Origin of the sequence: Mesotoga sp. (genome assembly GCF_035363035.1) — a bacterium.
Taxonomy (GTDB): domain Bacteria; phylum Thermotogota; class Thermotogae; order Petrotogales; family Kosmotogaceae; genus Mesotoga.
Genome location: NZ_DAOSEH010000040.1, coordinates 1 through 19833 on the forward strand (window position 1 = coordinate 1; position 19833 = coordinate 19833).

At 49.1% G+C, this 19833-nt stretch carries 19 protein-coding genes; 10 read left to right on the forward strand and 9 right to left on the reverse strand.

Annotated features, from left to right (window positions below):
* The 6 genes from PKX57_RS07310 to PKX57_RS07335 form a co-directional block, all read right to left on the reverse strand.
* A partial coding sequence (locus PKX57_RS07310; protein ID WP_472416592.1) for a M14 family zinc carboxypeptidase occupies positions 1–576 on the reverse strand: 576 nt, incomplete at its 3' end.
* A 523-nt stretch (positions 577–1099) separates the two neighbouring features.
* Positions 1100–1804, reverse strand: a complete 705-nt coding sequence (locus tag PKX57_RS07315; protein WP_213920185.1) for an ATP-binding cassette domain-containing protein — start codon at positions 1802–1804, stop codon at positions 1100–1102.
* Positions 1797–2570: an ABC transporter ATP-binding protein gene (locus PKX57_RS07320; protein ID WP_472411642.1), complete on the reverse strand. Its 774-nt coding sequence runs from the start codon at positions 2568–2570 to the stop codon at positions 1797–1799. Before PKX57_RS07320 ends, PKX57_RS07315 begins: the two co-directional genes overlap by 8 nt.
* Complete coding sequence (locus PKX57_RS07325; protein WP_470745824.1) at positions 2567–3592, reverse strand: branched-chain amino acid ABC transporter permease; 1026 nt, start codon at positions 3590–3592, stop codon at positions 2567–2569. The genes PKX57_RS07320 and PKX57_RS07325 overlap by 4 nt, the downstream gene beginning before the upstream one ends.
* Before the next feature lie 17 nt (positions 3593–3609).
* The gene (locus PKX57_RS07330; protein ID WP_213920188.1) at positions 3610–4497 is read right to left on the reverse strand and encodes an ABC transporter permease subunit; all 888 of its coding nucleotides are present in this window, start codon (positions 4495–4497) and stop codon (positions 3610–3612) included.
* Positions 4498–4597: 100 nt separating this feature from the next.
* Positions 4598–5725 (reverse strand): ABC transporter substrate-binding protein, encoded by a 1128-nt coding sequence (locus PKX57_RS07335; RefSeq protein WP_472416594.1) that lies wholly within the window; start codon positions 5723–5725, stop codon positions 4598–4600.
* Positions 5726–6433: 708 nt separating this feature from the next.
* Between PKX57_RS07335 and tdh the strand changes: the two genes are divergently transcribed.
* The 7 genes from tdh to PKX57_RS07370 all read left to right on the forward strand — a co-directional run bounded on the left by tdh (position 6434) and on the right by PKX57_RS07370 (position 14312).
* Positions 6434–7465, forward strand: coding sequence for an L-threonine 3-dehydrogenase (gene tdh, locus PKX57_RS07340; RefSeq protein WP_472411666.1), 1032 nt, complete (start codon positions 6434–6436; stop codon positions 7463–7465).
* A gap of 28 nt (positions 7466–7493) precedes the next feature.
* Positions 7494–8678, forward strand: a complete 1185-nt coding sequence (locus tag PKX57_RS07345; protein ID WP_213920191.1) for a glycine C-acetyltransferase — start codon at positions 7494–7496, stop codon at positions 8676–8678.
* Positions 8679–8761: 83 nt separating this feature from the next.
* The gene (locus tag PKX57_RS07350) at positions 8762–9721 is read left to right on the forward strand and encodes a calcium/sodium antiporter (protein WP_213920192.1); all 960 of its coding nucleotides are present in this window, start codon (positions 8762–8764) and stop codon (positions 9719–9721) included.
* Between the two features lie 101 nt (positions 9722–9822).
* Entirely contained in the window at positions 9823–11817 is a 1995-nt protein-coding gene (gene uvrB, locus PKX57_RS07355) for an excinuclease ABC subunit UvrB (RefSeq protein ID WP_213920193.1), read from the forward strand.
* Between the two features lie 243 nt (positions 11818–12060).
* Entirely contained in the window at positions 12061–12828 is a 768-nt protein-coding gene (locus PKX57_RS07360) for a transporter substrate-binding domain-containing protein (RefSeq protein ID WP_213920194.1), read from the forward strand.
* 9 nt (positions 12829–12837) lie between these two features.
* Positions 12838–13572 carry an ABC transporter permease subunit gene (locus tag PKX57_RS07365; RefSeq protein ID WP_213920195.1) on the forward strand — a complete coding sequence of 245 codons (735 nt, stop codon included), beginning with the start codon at positions 12838–12840 and terminating at the stop codon, positions 13570–13572.
* The gene (locus tag PKX57_RS07370) at positions 13569–14312 is read left to right on the forward strand and encodes an ATP-binding cassette domain-containing protein (protein WP_213920196.1); all 744 of its coding nucleotides are present in this window, start codon (positions 13569–13571) and stop codon (positions 14310–14312) included. Before PKX57_RS07365 ends, PKX57_RS07370 begins: the two co-directional genes overlap by 4 nt.
* Positions 14313–14324: 12 nt before the next feature.
* Here PKX57_RS07370 and PKX57_RS07375 read toward each other — a convergent pair whose 3' ends face one another.
* Positions 14325–15014, reverse strand: coding sequence for an N-acetylmuramoyl-L-alanine amidase family protein (locus PKX57_RS07375; RefSeq protein ID WP_472411650.1), 690 nt, complete (start codon positions 15012–15014; stop codon positions 14325–14327).
* A 149-nt stretch (positions 15015–15163) separates the two neighbouring features.
* On the opposite strand from PKX57_RS07375, the gene rbfA reads away from it, so the two are divergent.
* From rbfA to ribF, 3 genes are read left to right on the forward strand one after another with little or no spacing between them, the layout of a single operon-like run.
* On the forward strand, positions 15164–15535 hold the full coding sequence (rbfA, locus tag PKX57_RS07380; RefSeq protein ID WP_472411651.1) for a 30S ribosome-binding factor RbfA: 372 nt from the start codon (positions 15164–15166) through the stop codon (positions 15533–15535).
* The gene (gene truB, locus PKX57_RS07385) at positions 15507–16448 is read left to right on the forward strand and encodes a tRNA pseudouridine(55) synthase TruB (RefSeq protein ID WP_472416596.1); all 942 of its coding nucleotides are present in this window, start codon (positions 15507–15509) and stop codon (positions 16446–16448) included. The genes rbfA and truB overlap by 29 nt, the downstream gene beginning before the upstream one ends.
* A 1-nt stretch (position 16449) precedes the next feature.
* Positions 16450–17337, forward strand: coding sequence for a riboflavin biosynthesis protein RibF (gene ribF / locus PKX57_RS07390; RefSeq protein WP_213920198.1), 888 nt, complete (start codon positions 16450–16452; stop codon positions 17335–17337).
* Here ribF and PKX57_RS07395 read toward each other — a convergent pair.
* Together PKX57_RS07395 and PKX57_RS07400 are read right to left on the reverse strand one after the other, a co-directional pair.
* Positions 17323–18114: an alpha/beta fold hydrolase gene (locus PKX57_RS07395; protein WP_214050113.1), complete on the reverse strand. Its 792-nt coding sequence runs from the start codon at positions 18112–18114 to the stop codon at positions 17323–17325. The two genes, ribF and PKX57_RS07395, sit on opposite strands and share 15 nt — an antisense overlap.
* A 51-nt stretch (positions 18115–18165) precedes the next feature.
* On the reverse strand, positions 18166–19392 hold the full coding sequence (locus PKX57_RS07400) for a DUF5050 domain-containing protein (RefSeq protein WP_472416598.1): 1227 nt from the start codon (positions 19390–19392) through the stop codon (positions 18166–18168).
* Positions 19393–19833: the final 441 nt, after the last annotated feature.

Sequence of the window (19833 nt, forward strand, 5' to 3'; positions counted from 1 at the left end):
GTCGTTGTCCTGAGGGCGAACGGTGGATCTGTTAGTGTACGGTGTCGTAAGATACTGCTGACCACCATCAGGGTTCTCAGTGGGACGTACGTAATACGTGAAGTTATCGACCAGATAGGTGATTTCTTCATCTTTGCCGTATCCGTTTATCAGATCATACGCGAAGAGCATGGTTGCAGTTCTGGCCGTAACTTCACCCGAGTGCCTGTTGCCAGCAACGAACATCGCAGGCTTGTCGGTGTCCTTACCAGTAGCCTTGTTGGTGATCGTTATCTGGTAGATGGGGATACCCAGGAAAGATTCTCCAACTGTGTATACATCCACCAGGTCGGGATAATCTTCGGCCCATTTCAGACACCAGTAAACAGCTTCTTCGTACAGGAAATAGTGCTCCCAATCGAAAACGCCTTCTACAATCGGATGTGTCTCGGGATAATCAAATGGGAAATCACGCATCAGTGCCGCTGCAGGGACTTCGTCCGCTTTCGCAGTCCAGTCGAAAGTCGGATAAGTCACTGCCAGTGCGGAAACACATAACACAACGAGAGCCACAATTAACACAAGCTTAGATCTCACGATGGTCCACCTCCTTGGTTAACGAACAAAAAAAGATGTTTTGGAAACTTTCCCTGTCACACACTTTCACAAGATCTTTGCGTCTGCCTTTGGAACGATCACCCCCTTTGAAAAGCGGATCTTACGAAGTGACCGTCAGCCGCTTCACATATTTGCCGGACAGAAGACTCTGAGGACTTCCATCACACGCATAGATCATATGGAGATATCACATTCAAGACACAAGAGACTCTCATGAATGAGCAATCGATAACCGATATGCTCGAAGGCTAAAGGACAGCTGTAAGAAGATCGGGAAACCGAAAAGTGCCCGGATTTGGCAAGACCCCACTAGAAGATGCGCAAGCTCTCCGTAGCACTGGCACAGAATTCACGTAAGCCTTTATAAGCGACACAAACACTCTCGACAAACTAGGATTCTGTGCCGATCCCCAAAGTGAATCAGGTAACTCGATAAAGATTTTTAGCTTTACTTAAAATTCGCCAGGTGTTTAACTTCCGAAGAATATCTCTCCGGACAAAACTAACCGCCCAGGTAAGATTTCTTTACCTGTTCGTTATTCAATAATTCCTCGCCCTTTCCTTCAAGAACAATTCTCCCGGTTTCAAGTACATAAGCGTAATCGGCCAACTTAAGAGCACCCAGAGCGTTCTGTTCTATCAAGAGAATGGTCTTGCCTTCCTGGTGTACCTTTCGAATAACCTTGAAGACCTCCCCGACTATCACCGGTGCGAGCCCGAGAGAGGGTTCGTCGAGCATCAGCAGGTCCGGTCTCGACATCAGAGCCCTGCCTATCGCCAGCATCTGCTGTTCACCGCCCGAAAGAGTGCCGCCTTTCTGATCCTTTCTCTCTTTCAACCTTGGAAAAAGCGTGTTTACCCACTCGAGATCCTTGGCTATCTCGTCGCCATCGTTCCTCAAAAAAGCTCCGAGCATGAGATTTTCGGTTACCGTGAGATTTGGAAATATCCTTCTTCCCTCCGGAACTAGGGTCATTCCGGATTTCACGATATCGTTCGTCGGTTTGTTGGTTATAGCCTCGGATTTGAAGGTTATTTCTCCTTCTCTGACTTTTTTGAGGCCGCATATGCTCCTCAGCGTAGTGGACTTCCCGGCTCCGTTGGCTCCTATAAGCGCAACGATCTTGCCTTCCTCAACGTTGAAGGAAATGCCCTTTAAGGCGTGAATGCCTCCGTAGTAAACGTTCAGGTTTGCGACTTTAAGCATACAAATCACCCGTTCCAAGGTAAGCTGTGATAACTTCAGGATTATTTTGAATCTCTTTAGGAAGCCCGTGCGCGATAGTTACGCCGTGATCGAGAACTATTATCCTCTCGCAAATGGTCATCACAAGACTCATATCGTGTTCTATCAACAGAACCGTTAAATTGAATTCCTTTCTTATCCTCAATATGAGGGCCGCCAGTGCCAGAGTCTCTTCCGGGTTCATTCCCGCGGCTGGCTCGTCCAGCAGCAATACTTTCGGGTTGGTTGCGAGGGCTCTGGATATTTCGAGCTTTCTCTGTAGCCCGTAGGGAAGCGAACCGGCAAGATCGTTCTTGTACTTCTCCAGACCCAGTGTTTTCAGCAGGGCCATGGCTTTGTCGTCTATCTCTTTTTCCTCTTTTCTGTAGCCGGGCAATCCGAAAACGGCGGACAGTACTGAAGATTTAAGACGCAGGTGACAGGCCGTTCTCACATTGTCGAACGCTGTAAGTTCACTAAAGAGACGTATATTTTGAAAAGTTCTCGCTATACCCTCTGCAGTTATCTTGTCGGTCTTCATTCCCGTTATATCTTTGCCACCAAGGATTATCTTTCCCTCACTCACCAGATAAGTGTTTGTTATGAGGTTGAATATCGTGGTCTTCCCCGCTCCGTTCGGTCCTATGAGACCTACGAGTTCACCTTCCTGCAGATCAAGGTTGAAGTCCGAGACTGCCGTGAGCCCGCCAAATCTCTTCGTCACGTGTTCAAGTTTAAGCAGACTCATTCTGCATTCCTCCTTTTTGATCTGAAGATCCAGTCCCAAGAGAACTCCTTCTGACCGAAGAGGCCTCGCCTGAAGAATATAACGGTAATAACCAGTATGAGCGCGAATATCAGCATTCTCATGCCAGAAATTCCCGGTATCGTCAGGCCGAATATGGTCATCGGCGACTCAACAAACCTCAAGAGCTCCATCAGGAAGGCAATCGATACGCCCATAACAACACTACCGGTTATGCTTCCCAGACCTCCAAGCAACACGATCATAACTATCTGGAAAGTCAGAGAGATGTTGAAAGAGTTCGGATCGATCGTCATGAGAAGACTTCCCAGCAATCCTCCGCCGATGCCCGCAAAAAACGCTCCAATAACGAAAGCCAGAGTTTTATGTTTGAAGAGATTGACGCCCATCGCTTCAGCCGCAACCTCGTCCTCTCTTATCGATTTCAGAGCTCTTCCATAGCTGCTATCGACCAGTTTCTTTATGAAGAAAATCGTGAACAGGGCCCAGCCCCAGCTCCAGTAGAGATTGGTATAAGTCGGGAGCCCTTTCAAACCGAGCGGACCGTTTGTGATGTTCTGAAGGTTATTCAGTATTACACGGATTATCTCGGCAAAACCGTAGGTAACGATCGCCAGATAATCTCCTCCCACTCTGAGACATGGCGCACCGACCGCAAATCCCGCAACCGCTGCGATGGCTCCTCCAACTAACAACGCAAAGAAGAAAGGTATCTGTATCTCGCTGAGCGGCCAGATGATGGGCTCTATGAAGAAATTGGTAGCCTTCAGCGCCGGAGACATATAAAGCAGAGCGGATGCATAAGCTCCCAGAGACATAAACCCGGCATGTCCGAGAGAGAACTGACCCGTGAAACCGTTTATAAGGTTAAGACTGACACCCAGAATTACATAGATAGCCGCCACGTTCAGAATCCTTTTGATGAAAGGATCCATATAGCTTTCAGCGAGCCAGAGCAACAAAATGAAGACCAGAAGACTCACTATTGTTAAGATTAACTTCATTCTGCGATCCACAACAGTCACCTACTTTTCTTCTCGCCAAACAGGCCGGTCGGCTTGACGAGCAGTATTACAACGAGAAGGACGAATATTATCGCGTCTCTGTAACCTGCCGCTTCCGGGAAAAATGCCACAAGCAAGATCGTCACCATGCCCAGCATGAATCCGCCGAACAGAGCACCTACGATGCTTCCTATACCGCCGATTATCGCTGCCGTAAAGGCTCTCCATCCCGGAAAGACGCCCATGAAGGGCCATATCTGCGGATATCTGAGTGCCCAGAGTATAGCGCTGAGGGCCGCAAGCGCCGAACCGATAGCAAATGTGAACGCGATCGTTCTATTTACATTTATGCCCATTAGTTTTGCCGTATCGAAATCGACCGAGAGAGCTCTCATGGCCAGTCCCATCTTTGTACGCTTTATAAGGAAAGTAAGTAACAGAAGCACAATTACGGAAACTACTATCGTGGCTATAGTGATCGCCTGAATTCTTACGCCTCCGATCACGAAAGTGGTGGTCAGTGAAGGAGGCACATAGAAGGATTTCTGTCTTCCCCCGAATACAACCGTCGCAATGTTTTGAATCAAAAACGACATACCTATGGCCGCACAGAGAGAGGATATCCTCGGCGCATCTCTGAGAGGTCTATAGGCTATTCTTTCAATACCAACTCCAAGCAATATCGTTACCACAATTCCAAATATAACAGCAAGCCACCAAGGCATCATAAACAAAGTAAAACCATAGAAAACGAAGAACGTAGCCATCATGAACACGTCGCCGTGCGCGAAATTCACAAGCTTGACCACTCCGTAGACAAGAGTGTACCCTATGGCTATAAGTCCGAATATGAAGCCCAAAGAAATCCCGTTAACAAGGTGTTGCAAAAATACATCAGGGCTCATCCTGCCACCGCCTTTACTTTAACTACTACAATTCAGTATAGACGCAGGCACAGGCCTGCGTCCAATACCTATGCTTCGAAACAGCTGCCTTCAGTGAGATTTATTGGGCAGGCTTGACAACACTGACAAACTTGAACGCGCCGTTTTCAACTTTCCTGACTATTGCATCCTTTACGGCGTCTCCATTTTCGTCGATCGTTATGTAACCGGTCACGCCTTCGAAATTCACAGTTGCGCTGAGGGCATTCTTGACATCCTCAGGAACTGCAGAGTTTGCCCTTACGATCGCATCGATAGCCAGCATGAATGCATCGTATCCGAGCGCTGCGAACGCACTTGGCTCAACGCCGTACTTCGCCTTGAAGGCTTCGATGAATCCGGCCGCCTTCGGAGTCGGTGCGACTGCAACGTCGAAGTGAGTGCTGAAGAAGCTTCCTTCAACGGCGGCTCCGCCGACCTGCAGGAACTCCGGTACTTCCCAGGTGTCTCCACCGAGGAACTGCGCCTGAATTCCCAGCTCACGTGCCTGCTTGATGATCAGTGCAGCTTCACCGTAAGATGCGGCGGGGATGAAGATTACGTCGGGTTTCTTTCCCTGAGCGTATGCGAGCTGCGCTGTGAAGTCCTGGTCACCGGTCTGGTAAGAGATGACACCGCTTATCGATTTGTTGTCTCCCGTAAGGCTCTTGAAGGAGTTCTGGAAGTAGTGCGAAAGACCTACCGAGTAGTCGGAAGCGATATCCTGAATAATAACGGCGGTCTTTGCCTTCAGTTCTTCAACTGCGAATTTGGCCATAACGCTTCCCTGGAACGGGTCGATGAAGCAGACTCTGAAAGCGTAGGGCTTGCCAACTGTCACGAGCGGGTTGGTTGGTGAACATCCGATCATCGGGACTCCTGCGGCGTTGGCCACTTCGCTACCTGGTATTGCCACGGCGCTTCCGTAACTCCCGATAATTACCGATGCCTTGTTGAACTGAATCAGTCTGGAAACTGCGTTGGAAGCTTCGACTTTCTCACTCTTGTTGTCGACCAAAACCAGTTGTACCGGACGGCCGAGGACTTCCGTCACTTGCTCGGCTGCAAGGGTAATACCTTCCATTGTAAGCTGGCCACCGGCTGCGTAAGGACCTGTCATAGGTTCGAAAACACCAATGACGATTGGCTCAACTGCGAACAACACTAAACCTAACAGCAGAACAACTGCCAGAACGAGAATCCTCTTCACTTACCTCACCTCCACAATTGTGATCGTCTACGATCATCTAAGGCTGAAATTACCCCACTAAATAGATGGTACTCATAGGCACAGTCGTAAGCATTAACGGACAACCGTGCAAAATATAAGAGACTTTCGGTCAAGAAGTAATAAACACCTGGCGACATTTCATAAGACAGTTACTTCAGATTCCAAGTTCACAAGTTACTAAATTTTCAATTTGAATCAACCAAATAAGCCATCCGATGTGGTAATCACTTGGAAATCCATTATCATGATACCACTTTGGCATTCTAGAATCTCTCCTGGAAAATCGGCATTTTGAATCGATACAAGCGATCAGGAATGATTATACGGTAAAATCGTAAGGAAAACGAAGAATAAGTGAGCGGGAGGTAAGAAATGTTAAGCATACGAATTTTGTAGGATCGATTATTGAGGAGTATGCTTTTAGTGATAGCGCATGAAAGAACCTCACAATCTTTAATAACTATAACTCGATACTCAGGCGATCTGCAGTTAACTTTTGGGTAACTGAAACTCATTGTGAGTTGCACGATACGATACCGCGAGTGTTGAACAACTGAAAAGCCATAAGCATTCACAGTAGTCCGTAGATGCCCGGTGGCGAGGTTTATTAATTTTGACGTTTAACTTACAATTGAAGTATAGCGGCTAACGATAAGAAGGAGGGAAATTGCGTTGGAATCGGAAACTATGATCGCGATTGTAAAAGAAAAACCGGGTCCAGGACTGACACTGAAGAGAGTTCCCGTACCGGGGGAACCTGGCCCACACGATGTTCTGGTAAAGGTCAAACGCGCTTCGATATGTGGTACCGATCTTCACATCTACAAATGGGATGAATGGTCCCAGAAAAGGATCCGCCCTCCACAGATAGACGGCCACGAATTCACTGGAGAGGTATTAAAGGTCGGCGACAATGTCACGACCGTCGCCGTAGGAGATTCGGTGGTTGCCGAAACACATATCCCCTGTCAGAAATGTCTTCAGTGCAAGACGGGTAAAATGCATATTTGCAGAGATATGGAGATACTCGGCGTTCATCGAGATGGAGTCTTTGCAGAATATGTTCTGGTTCCGGAGATAGTTCTCTGGAAAGTCGATCCATCGATCCCACTGGAGTACGCCTCGATAATGGAACCGTTCGGCAACGCAATACATACGGCCCTGGTAACCGATCTAACCGGTAAAAACGTTCTCATAACCGGAGCCGGCCCCATAGGAGCAATGGCCGTGGCCGTGGCGAAAGCATCTGGGGCCGCCTGTGTTATGGTGAGTGAAGTGAAGGATTTCAGAAAAAACCTGGCAAAAAAGATGGGTGCCGATGTCGTAATCGATCCACTCGAGGAAGACATGCCAGCCAGAGTGAGATCCTTGACTAACGGTGATGGAGCCGATGTTCTTCTTGAGATGTCGGGAAGCGTAATCGCTATGAAACAGGGCCTCGACAGCGTCACCAACGGTGGAATAGTGTCACTGCTGGGAGTATTTCCCGGAGATTTGGCCTTCGATATAAACAATCTTTTCACGTTCAAAGGGCTAACCATGTACGGAATAACCGGCAGAAAGATGTTCGATACCTGGCGGATAGCGGATCAGCTTCTTAAAAGCAAAAGGGTGGATCTTTCACCGGTTGTGACTCATACATTCCCTGCCGAGCGTTTCGAGGAAGGTTTCGACCTGATGGAAAAAGGGCTCTCCGGCAAGGTAATACTCCAGTTCTAAACCAACGTTGAAACGGGAGGTGTGATGGATGTTCAATTTCGATGTTTTGAAAGACGAGATGAGGGAACTCGAAGAAAAGGGACTGCTAGTGAAAATTCGAACTCTCGAGTCTCCGCAGGGTGCCTGGCTGAACGTGGATGGCAGAAAAGTGCTCAACATGTGTTCCAACAATTACCTGGGACTTTGCTTCGACGAGGAGTTGAAACAGGCTGCGATAGAAGGTATAAAAAAGTGGGGCGTGGGTCCGGGTGCGGTTAGATCCATCGCGGGTACTCTTGAACTCCACAACGAACTCGAGAGGGAGCTGGCGCAATTCAAGAAAGTGGAGGCGACACTGGTTGTGCAGTCGGGTTTCAACGCCAATCAGGCCGTGATAGGCCCGATAGTCTCCGAAGAAGACGCCATTCTCTCCGACGAGCTGAACCACGCAAGTATTATAGACGGCGTAAGATTGACGAAAGCCAAAAGGTATGTTTGGAAGCACAAGGATGTCGCCGATCTCGAAGAACAACTGAAAGCGGCCAAGGCCGATGGCGCCAGGAGAATGCTTATCATCACCGACGGCGTTTTCTCAATGGACGGCGACCTGGCACCCCTGCCTGAGATAGTTGAAAAGGCCGAAAAGTACGGCGCGATAGTGATGGTGGACGATGCGCACGGTGAAGGTGTTGTAGGAAGCAACGGACGCGGCATCGTGGATCACTTCCATCTCCACGGGAGGGTGGATATCGAAGTTGGAACTCTTTCCAAAGCCTTCGGTATCGTAGGCGGTTTTATCGCGGGCAAGAAAGCCCTGATAGATTATCTGAAGCAAAAGGCACGCCCCTTCCTGTTCAGTTCTTCTCTCTCTCCGGCCGAAACCGCGGCCGCCACAGCGGCGGTGCGAAAGCTCTCCTCGTCGGATGAACTCGTTCAAACCCTGTGGAGCAACGCCGGATACTTCAAAGAGAGGTTGAAGTCCCTCGGTTTCGATACGGGACACAGCGAAACCCCTATCACTCCGGTGATGCTTTACGACGCAAAGCTCTCATCGAATTTTTCGAAGCGACTCTTCGAAGAGGGCATCTTTGCCAGCTCGATAGGCTTCCCGACGGTGCCGAGGGGAAAGGCGAGATTGAGAATAATGATTAGCGCAGCTCATTCGAGAAAGGATCTCGATTTTGCCATCTCGAAGTTTGAGATGATAGGCAGGGAGCTGGGTGTAATAAAATAATCACTTCCATTTAGCGAGATTCCGATTATAATAGTAAACAATGCAGCGGCCTTGAGCCGCTGTTTTGTCGGGAGGTATAGAAATTGATATGGACTCTGGTTCTACTCGGGATCGGTTTCCTTCTACTTATAAAGGGGGCCGATTATCTAATAGAAGGAGCCGTAGCCATAGCGAAACGTTTCGGCCTTTCCGAGTTGTTGATAGGACTCACAATAGTGGCTTTCGGAACTAGCGCTCCGGAGCTGGCGGTAAGCTTTCAAGCCGCGCTGAAAGGCTCGGGAATAGCCTTAGGAAACGTGCTGGGTTCGAATATCGCAAACATTGCTCTCATTCTCGGTGCTGCGGCCCTGATAAGTCCTTTGAAGGTCTCAAACTCGACCATGTATTACGAAATTCCCTTCATAATAATCATATCGGCCGCATCGGGCGCCATGTTTTTCGGAAGAAATTTCACTCTCGGCAGGAGCGATGGGATAGTCTTGCTCGCCTTTTTTGTGATCTTCATGATGTACATATTTTCGATGGCCAGACAGGATAGGGCGATAAGCCAGGCAGTACAAATACAGGAAAAGAAAGACACAATAAGCTTCGGAAGAGATATAAAATGGGCCTGGATAGCCACAATTGGCGGTTTGGTGGCTGTTATAATCGGAGGCGACCTGGTTGTCGATGCCGGTTCACACATCGCCCGGTCTTTCGGTGTGAGCGATATGTTGATCGGTGTGACCATCGTTGCTATCGGCACATCTCTACCGGAGTTGGTGACTTCTATAACGGCAGGAAGAAAAGGCAGGAACGATCTTGCAGTTGGCAACGTGATAGGTTCGAACATTTTCAACACTCTTTTCATACTCGGTGCCTCTGCTTTGGCCTCTCCGCTTAAAGCGGACCGCCCTTTTATGATGGATATAGCGTTCAACGTTGGCCTTTCGATTGCCCTTCCCTTGTTGATCATGAAGAGGAGAGTGCTGAGCAAGTTCTCTGGCTTACTTCTTGTTGCGCTTTACACAGTTTACCTGTTGCTCAATACGATCGCGGGTTGAAGTATAGATATTCGATAACGGGTGGTATATAATATTATACTGCAACGACTTCGCAAGCGTATTTTGCCTGCCAGTTCGAAGATTGAAAGGGGGCATTTCGATTGAAGTTCGAACTCGATTCGACATACAAACCTCAGGGAGATCAACCGCAAGCCATAGAAAAGCTCACGGAGGGACTTTCAAAGGGGGACAGGTTTCAAACCCTTCTGGGGGTGACCGGCTCAGGCAAGACCTTCACCATGGCCAACGTGATTTCGAACCTCCAGCGGCCGGCGATAGTGATCTCTCCGAACAAGACTCTAGTCGCACAGCTATACCGGGAGTTCAAAACGTTTTTTCCCGCCAGCAGGGTCGAGCTGTTCATAAGTTACTACGATTACTACATGCCCGAATCGTACATACCTTCGAAGGATATGTACATCGAGAAGGAGGCAGAGATAAACGAAACCCTGGAGAGAATGCGCGTATCTACCCTGAAGTCGGTACTGACACGCAACGATACGGTCGTTCTGGCAAGTGTTTCGGCCATCTACGCCAGCGGAGATCCGAGAGACTTCGCGACGATGAACATACACCTCCAGAAAGGCTCCAGATTCAACAGGAACGAGCTGGCCATAAGGCTGGCAAACATACAGTACAACCGATCGGAAGATCTTTCGGCCGGAGGGGTTTTTCACATGAAAGGAGAGATCTTCGAGATCTTCCCGCCCTACGAGGATTTCGGCATAAGGATCTGCTTCTTCGACGACGAGATCGAACGCATAGTCACTTTCGAACCGCTCAACCGCAAGGTGATGGATGAGCTTGACATGGTTACCATATATCCGGCCAAAGAGTTCGTAACGACCCAGGACAAGATCCTTGGCGCGATGAAGAGTATCGAGGAGGAACTGGAAGAGCGCGTGAAAGAACTGGAAAGAGAGGGAAAGTACCTGGAGGCCCAGCGTCTCCGGCAGCGGACCACCTACGACATGGAGATGCTCTCCAGCGTTGGTTATTGCTCGGGGATCGAGAATTACGCCCGCTTCTTCGACGGCAGAAGGAGAGGTGAAAAACCCTATACGTTGCTTGACTATTTCGACAAGGAGAAGTTCATAACCTTCATAGACGAGTCCCACATAGGAGTGCCGCAGATCAGGGCAATGTACAGGGGCGATTTCTCGAGGAAAAAGAACCTCGTCGATTACGGTTTTCGACTGCCCGCCGCTTTCGACAACAGACCCCTCAAGTTCGAGGAGTTCCTCGAGACGGTCGGCCAGATAGTTTTCGTATCGGCCACTCCCTCCGAGTACGAACTGGGACTCTCCAGGCAGGTTGTCGATCAGGTGATAAGACCCACCGGTCTGGTCGATCCAGAAGTGATCGTGCAGCCTACCGACAGCCAGGTAGATGATTTCATATTCAGAATGAAGCCGGTGAGGAAGCGGAACGAAAGAGCGCTCGTGACGGTTCTTACCAAGAAGGCCGCCGAAATGCTCTCGGACTATCTGAACGAAGTCGGTATTAAGTCGGAGTATCTCCACTCTGAGCTCGACGCCATAGAGAGAGTGGAGGTTTTGAGAAAACTGCGCGAGGGCACGATCGACGTCGTAGTGGGTGTCAATCTCCTCAGAGAGGGGCTGGATTTGCCTGAAGTCTCTCTCGTGGCGATAATGGATGCCGACAAAGAGGGCTTCCTTAGATCGGAAATTACCCTGGTGCAGACCATAGGAAGGGCGGCAAGAAACATAAACGGCCAGGTGGTTCTCTACGCCGACACCATGACCGGCTCGATGCAAAGGGCGATAAACGAGACGAACAGGAGAAGGCTCAAGCAGCTCATATACAACAAGGAACACGGGATCATCCCTGAAAGCATCGTCAAACCCCTGTACAGAAACATCTTCGAAGAGTTTGCCGGAGAAAACCTCGACAAGGATAGAGAAGATAAAGCCAGAACCACATACATAGAGGGGGTCTTTGCGCTCAAGGAGAACCTCGACACCGAGGATTACATGGCGCTCCTCAACGAAGAGATGATAAGGGCCGCCGGAGAGCTGCGGTTCGAAGATGCGGCCGTAATAAGAGACGAGATGTATCGCCTGAAAAAGAAATAACTTTAGTTCAGAGAAACGTAACTTGACACACGATACCGTATGCTGTTAGTATCGTTTCAACGAAAACACGACGAAAGGTGAAGCGATGTACGAATACACTGTGACCTTAAAAACAGAATCATCCGCTCTTCATCATCATAAACTGTGGCGCCCGGTAGTGGGAGGCGGCACCGTTTAGTCGTGCTCTCATAAAAAGATAACCAACCGGGCTTAAAGCCCGGTTTTTTATTTGGAGGTGTTGGTATGAAGAAAGTTATGCTGGTGGTTTTTCTGGTAGTTGTGAGTCTCGCATTCTCCAGCTTGTTGGAGGACATAAGGAGCAGGGGAGTACTAAGAGTCGGACAGGACGCCGGTTATATGCCGCTCTACGGTACAGATCCCGATGGAAAACGTATAGGGCTGGAAGTGGAGATACTCAAGGAAATGGCCTCGATTCTCGGTGTCAAACTCGAGTTCGTTATTGTTAACTGGGACGGTATCATTCCTGCGCTGGTATCCAACAAATTCGACATCATATGGTCGGGAATGACCATCACCCCGGAAAGAGCACTGAAGGTCAACTTCAGCGATCCTTATCTCACCGTCGGGCAGACAATTCTCTACAACACGAAAAAATTCTCCACACCGCCGACGCTGGAGGATATAAACACTAAAGAAACGAAGATAGCCGTTCAGCTCGGTACCACCGGTGCCGAGGCCGCCAACAGATTGTTGACCAAAGCACAGATCTTCACTTTCGAGACAACCGATGAGGCCGGCTTCCAGGTCGCCTCGGGCAGGGCCGACGCCATGATCTTCGATTCGATCTACGCCAAATTCGTAGCCAAGAAGTACGAACAGCTCGACGTCACCGATGAACTGTTAACCATGGAAAACTTGGGGGTCGCCATTCCAAAGGGTGACTTTGAAACACTCCAGTGGCTGAACACGTTTATACAGTGGCTAAAGACGACGGAAAAGATAACAGAACTCGAACAGTACTGGTTCGTGGAATACGCCCCGGAATTCTGAGGCTAGGCGATGAAGAGAGCGGTTTCACGTATAACGCTGGGTTTGTTTGTGGCCGGATTGATCTGGTTCTCTTATTTCTCGGTTTCACAGGCATATCCATTTAACTGGAAAGTGCTGCCCAGATATTACAAGTTGTTCCTGGATGGGCTGGTCACGACCCTCGAATTGAGTGTAATCGCTCTCGGTTTCGCTATTGTGGTTGGAATTGTCGTGGCGCTGGCGAGAACTTCACACTCGGGTTTTTTCAAAGATGCCGGCACTCTGTACGTGTGGTTTTTCAGAAATATGCCGCTTCTTGTTATCATTCTACTCGTTTACTACGGCTTTGGATCGGCGATAAATATCGATCGCTTCTGGGCCGGAGTGGTCTCGCTCTCCCTATTTGAAGGCGCTTATGTGGGAGAGATATTCAGGGCCGGTATCGAAGCGGTACCGGCCGGGGAAATCGAGGCTGGCGAGGCTATGGGGCTTTACAGGAGACAGATAATGTTCTCGATAATCTTCCCGCAGGCCTTCAGGATATCTATTCCTCCCCTGATAGGGCAGCTGGTCAGCCTCGTGAAAGACAGCTCGCTGGTTTCGGTAATAGCGCTCGGAGATCTCACAATGAGAGCCAGACAGGTCGGCACACAGACTCTGGCCGTATTCGAGTCTTACATCGCTCTGGCCCTTTGCTACCTGCTAATAACATCGACTCTGTCGTTCGTTGGCAGAGCTCTCGAAAGGAAGATGGTGATACCATGACGGAAAACGAAATTCTCAGCGTAAGAGGAATTTCCAAATCCTTCGACGACCTTTCCGTTCTCAAAGGGGTCTCTTTCGATGTGAAGCAGGGGGATGTTATCGCCATTCTCGGTCCCTCCGGGGCTGGAAAGACCACCCTTCTGAGGTGTATAAACCATCTCATCACCCCCGACGGCGGCGATATACTCTTCAAGGGTTCGACCGTGAAGGGCGACAGGAAATCTATCAGATCCTTCAGGGCGAGAGTGGGATTCGTCTTCCAGAGATTCAATCTCGTCAGCCACCTCAGAGTGATAGACAACGTCGCGCTCCCTCTAGTAAAAGTTCTGGGCAAAAAATGGAAGGAGGCCAGAGAAATCGCCCTGAAGCAGCTCTCTCAGGTCGGTCTGGATGACAAGGCTGCCAGCTTCCCTTCGCAGCTGTCGGGCGGTCAGCAGCAGCGGGTCGGCATCGCCAGGGCCCTGGTGATGCAGCCCGATATAGTGTTGCTGGACGAACCGACTTCGGCGCTCGACCCTTCGCTAGTTGGAGAAGTAATGAGAGTCATAAAACGACTCTCATCGGAAGGGAGAACCATGGTGATCGTCACCCACGAAGTCGATTTTGCCAGGAATATAGCCACCAGGGTTTTGTTCATGAAAGATGGCTCAATACTGAAGGACACGTATCCCCGGGAGTTCTTCGAATCGGCCAGCAGCGAGATCAGAGACTTCCTGACCGATCTCTCGTCTATCGTTTGAACCACAGATCGATCATCGACGGCTCAGAAAGTAATCCACAACTCCCGAGACGATAGCTTCGACCAGTGCCTCGCGGTAATCCTGACTGGCCAGTAACACGTCTTCTTCCGGATTGGACATGTACCCGGCCTCAAAAATCAGAACGGGGACCTTTGACCAGTTGAAACCGGTCATATCTTCTCTAACCCTAATTCCGAGCGAGGTTATCCCCTCTATTTCCCGGAGACTGGCCATGATCTTCTCGGCGGCCCTCCTGCTCTCTTCATAAATGGGTGCGGTATAGGTAGCTGTCGAGGAGGGTATCAGGAGCATCGTTCCCTTCAGCGAAGGATCCGAACTGTAATTGGCATGAATCCTTATACACAGATCGGCAGCCACGGAGTTGGCGAACTCTGCCCTTTCTATGTTGCTAATATCGACATCGTGTCTCTCCCTTGTCATAAATACGTTGAAGCCCTCTTCCTGTAACCTGTCTCTCAGAATGAAAGAGAGCTCCAGATTGAAAACATACTCGGGTATCCCTGTGCTGACGCCCTTGGTTCCAATCGAGACCTTAGCCTTGGTCTCTTTCGATCCTGGCGCTATCTGTTCTTGCGAGAGATTGGCTTTCTCCTGGTGACCCGGGTCTATACATATCGTGAAAGCAGTTAAGAGCGAAGCCAGCAACAGCAAAGCTATAATCATAATCATCTTTCTTTTCAATACATCCACTCCGTTCGCTATAAGCTACTTCTATTATATAGTTTTCTACTGTGAGCTTCAGGCGGTGGTCAATATACTTACAAGGCTAAAAGCTGCTCTTCCACAAACTCCCGCAGTGGTGGGTTATAATTGATCAGGAGGTGAGAGCTATGTCGAGCAGCCACAGGAGAGAAATGCTGGAATCGGAGATCAAGAAAGTTCTCACGGAGGCTCTTTCATCTTACACCGGTCACGATCCTTCGGTCGGAATGGTTTCGATAGTCAGAGTCGAGCTGAGCAAAGACAAGAGATATGCGGTGATCTACATAAGCTCAATGGGCGAAGAAGAGAAGAAAAAGATGCTCGTTGACAGATTGAACGAAGACAAGGGTATTTTCAGAACGGCGATCGCCAAAAATATAAGGTTGTTCAAAGCTCCCGAGATACGTTTCAAAGAGGATATCGGCATAGAGGCCACTCTCAGAGTGGCTCGGCTGCTTCAACAGATAGAGAATGAAAAGCAAGATGCAGAAGACAACTGACGGAATAATACTCGTAGACAAACCGTGTGACATGACATCCCACGATGTCGTAAATGCGCTTCGCAGGAAACTTCAGACGAAGAGGGTAGGTCATTCGGGCACACTCGATCCATTTGCCAGCGGACTTATCATAGCGGGCATTGGTAAGGGAACGAGGGTGCTGGAATACTTCCTCAACATGGACAAAACCTACAGAGCCGAGCTGGAACTAGGCAGGATAACCGACACTTTCGATCTCACGGGTAAACTCGTTGAAGAGAGAGAGGTACCGGCCCTTTCACTTGAAGAAGTAACCGGGGTTCTTAAAGCTTTCATCGGCGAACAGTTGCAGACGCCGCCGGCTTACTCGGCAAAAAAACACAACGGAGAACGCCTGTACAAGCTCGCCAGGGAGGGCAATATAATCAACCTCCCGCCCAGTCGCGTACAGATATATTCGATGGAAGAGATCTCCTTCGATGGACGGAAGATCTCCTTCACAACGAGGGTCTCGAAGGGGACATACATAAGATCTCTGGTTATGGATATTGGATACCGCTTTGGTTGCGGCGCCACAACCACTTATCTCAGGAGGACAGCCCAGGGACCTTTCTCGTTGAACTCGTCAAGCCGGCTCGAAGAGGTCTCCGCTCTGTCCATAATCACTCTGGAAGAGGCCATCGACTTTATGCCCGGGCTTCTCCTCAACGATCAGGAAAGCCAGAGAGTGCTTCTCGGCGGTCAGGTCCACGCCAGAAACGTCGTAGGAATACTTGGAAGCTTCGTCAAAGACGAGATTATCCGGATACTGGGAAATGACGAGAGATTACTCGCCGTTGCCAGGTCGGAAAGAACGTCATCCTTCGTGAAGACACTCCAGAGAGAAGAGTCATGGGAAAGGGTTGCCAAACTCGAAAAGGTACTCGGGGCATAACATGTATGTGACCTGCATCGGAAACTTCGACGGCGTCCACCTCGGTCACCGTCAAATAATGAAAAGAACGGTCGAGCTGTCAAGAAGACTCGGTGTCAGAAGTTCGGCTATTTCCATGATTTACCCCTGGGCCTACTACTTCCCCAACTTTCCGGGCATAATCTACCCGGTATCTCAGAGGATCGAATTGATTCTCTCGACCGGGATCCATGAAGTGATCACGGCCAATATGGCCGAGATAAAGCACCTGGAACCCCGCGAATTCATCACCGGCCTGATCGAGCAGGGAGTGACCGGCATCGTTGTGGGCAGAGACTTCACCTTCGGAAGCGGTGCGAAGGGAAACACTGCGCTGCTTGAAGGGATGGCCGGCGAGATGGGCTTTTTCGTAGATACTGTTCCCGATTGTGTGCTGGATGGTCGAAGGATAAGCAGCAGCTGGATACGCGAAGCCCTGGCGAAAGGTGAAATACGTCAGGTCAACGCGCTGCTCGGCCAGAGATACTCGATAAGGGGAAGAGTCTATCGTGACCAGCAGCTCGGCTCTAAGATGGGCTTTCCCACGGCCAACATCACGCGTGGGGAGGAACGCCTGGTAACTCCGAAATCGGGGGTTTACATCGTAAAATCGATCATAGAAGGCAAAGAACTCTTCGGCCTGCTAAACGTAGGGTTCAGGCCGACCGTGCAAGTGACCGAAGAGGTGAAATACGAAGTCTATTACTTCGATTTCTCCGGAGACTTATACGACAAAAACATCGAAATAGAGTTTCTGGAATTCATAAGACCCGAATTGAAGTTCGACGGCCTACAGTTGCTCATAGAACAGATAAAGCACGACGAAAAGATCGCGCGGCGCTGGCTTGAGCTCCACTCAGAGGAACTCTGAGAAGAAAGAGACAACTCCCTCGAACAGAATGCCCTTTCTCTCTTCATCTGCGAACATTTCGTGCATTCCTCCGGCGATTTCGAGAAACCTCTTCTCCGATCCCAATTTTTCGTAGAACTCCCTGGCACCGGAGGGGTCTATAACCCTGTCGTCGCTTCCGATAACTATCATAATCGGTATCGTGATCTTTTCCACTTCCGAGAAGACCATCTCTATACTCTCCTCCATTCCGAGAAAAAGATTGGGAGAGACCCTATCGTGAACGTAAGGATCGTCTATGTATCGCTGCACTGCAAGCTTGTTGTGAGAGAGATCGGAAGGTTCGAACCTGGATGAGCTGCTGAACGTAATTTTCGGCGCCAGTTTCTTAACGAGCTTGACTACTGGAAGAAGCTTTTTCACAGATTCTTTCGCGGAGTAGAGATGAGGCGAACTCAAAGCGGCAGCTCTGAAGATGCCGGGGTTTTCCTCGATCACCCTCGAACCGATAAGACCGCCCATGCTGTGTCCGAAGAGGAAAAGAGGCAATTCGCGCTTTCCCTTTCTCACGGCCGTCGCCAGATCTACCACAGCATTTTTCATATCATCGAAGGAATCTATGTAGCCTCGCTGCCCCTGGTGCAGCCCGTGGCCGGGAAGATCCGTCGAAAAGACGTTGAAGCCCCTGGATGTCAGGAAAGAGGCGAAAGCGTCGTACCTGCCGGAATGTTCGCCTATCCCGTGACATATTATCAAATTGGCCTTTGCATCTGAAGCGGTCCACTTTCTGATAAACAAAAAAACACCCCCTCGAAGTAGATTATATATCTACGGAGGGTACTCTTCATCTCAATTAATCCTGGTTCCCACCGAGCCATCGAGTTTCACGCGGTAGTATGCTCCCGAATAGTCGGAGATATACATCCAATTACCAGATACGCCGTCGAGAGCCCAGATATTTATGTTGTTCAGTTTCTGCATCTCAGTTCCATCCGGTCTCATTCTGTGAAGTCCCTTCTCTGATTTTAAAACGAAATAGAACCAGCCTTCGTCGAAAGTAAAAAAGTAGACTCTGTCCAGTGAGGCAAGAGTGCTTCTTTCGCTGCCGTCAATTTTCATTCTGACAACGTCGAGATCGTAATAAGCGTCTGTTCCAGTGTCTCTTAGGGCTGTGAAGTAGAGCCATGTATCGGTAACGTATCCGAACCGACCCTTTCCGGAAATCATGGTACGTTCGGTTCCGTCGATCTTTATTCTATAAAGTTTGCCATAATCTTCGTAGTATATCCATTCAGCGTGAATCTCTATTTTCCCCGGCTCTAGCGAGACTTTGCAAAGGGTTGTTTTTTCCGATCCGTCGGTCTTCATTTTATTGAGTGTTCCCGCTTCGGTTTCCAATAAAATATCTACAGACGTCATAGCTTTCTTCTTGATCTCGTTGAACTCGGCCAGACTCTTCTTTGTGCTGTAGAGGACCATGTCGTCTGAAACACAGTACTGCGCTATGTTGTCTTCGCTCAACTTAGTCCGTTCGCTTCCGTCCTTTTTCATTCTGTACAGATTGCTTATATCAGGGTCGTCAGTGAAGTATATCCATTCGCCTGAAATGAATATGGAGCTGACCGGGAACTCGGTTACTTTTGTCCGTCCTGTCCAGTCGGTATTTACTCTATACAGTCTATTCTTGACGACCATATATATATGTTCTCCCGATTGGGAAATCTCTCCCAGATTCATCCCGTCCCCCGACCTGTCGCTTCCTTCAGTTCGTTGCGAGTAGTCTTTTACTACTGGAAATCCTTTGAAAAAATCTGTTGAGTCAAGCAATATAGACCCAAACACGAAGAGAATAACCGCTCCGATTACGATAGAAATGAATGTCCCGATCGACCTGTCCTTCCTTATGAAAGCTACAATAGCCGCTACAAATCCCGCAACTCCAAGAGATACCGTTGCAAAGACCGGGATCGGTATTATCGAGAATCTTACCTGGAGAGAAATCAGAATCACGAAAGAAATACTCAGAGCAAAACCCCACTTGCCCAACCGCGAATGGGGCAGAAAAGTCATCTTCATACCCGCCATCTCCTTTGCCAGCAGTCACCGTGAGGTCTAGCAAACCAAATAGGCAGCACGGTGGTTCGATGTTGATAACATAGATCAATCCCGGCGCTAATTTACGGTGATACTCGTAGCTTTTTCGCTCTCATAGTAATACTAACTCTTTCTGCTACCGTTGGGTATCGAAGTGAGAGAATCTGGACCTATATCAATCTCCGAATGTTTGCAGTTGCTGACTTATTTGATCTCTCTTCAGTGAGTCGGGCAAAATCAACGATTCGCTCTTTGCACATATTTTTGCGTTGGTCGAGACGGAAATCCACTTATCATTTATGATAGATCTATTATGAGGCAAATCGGGTGCTTTACAAAAGCCAGAGCCCATGATATTATTATTTTCATCTGGCCCCATAGGATAACGGCTAGTCCACCGGATTCTCAGTCCGAAGGTCGGGG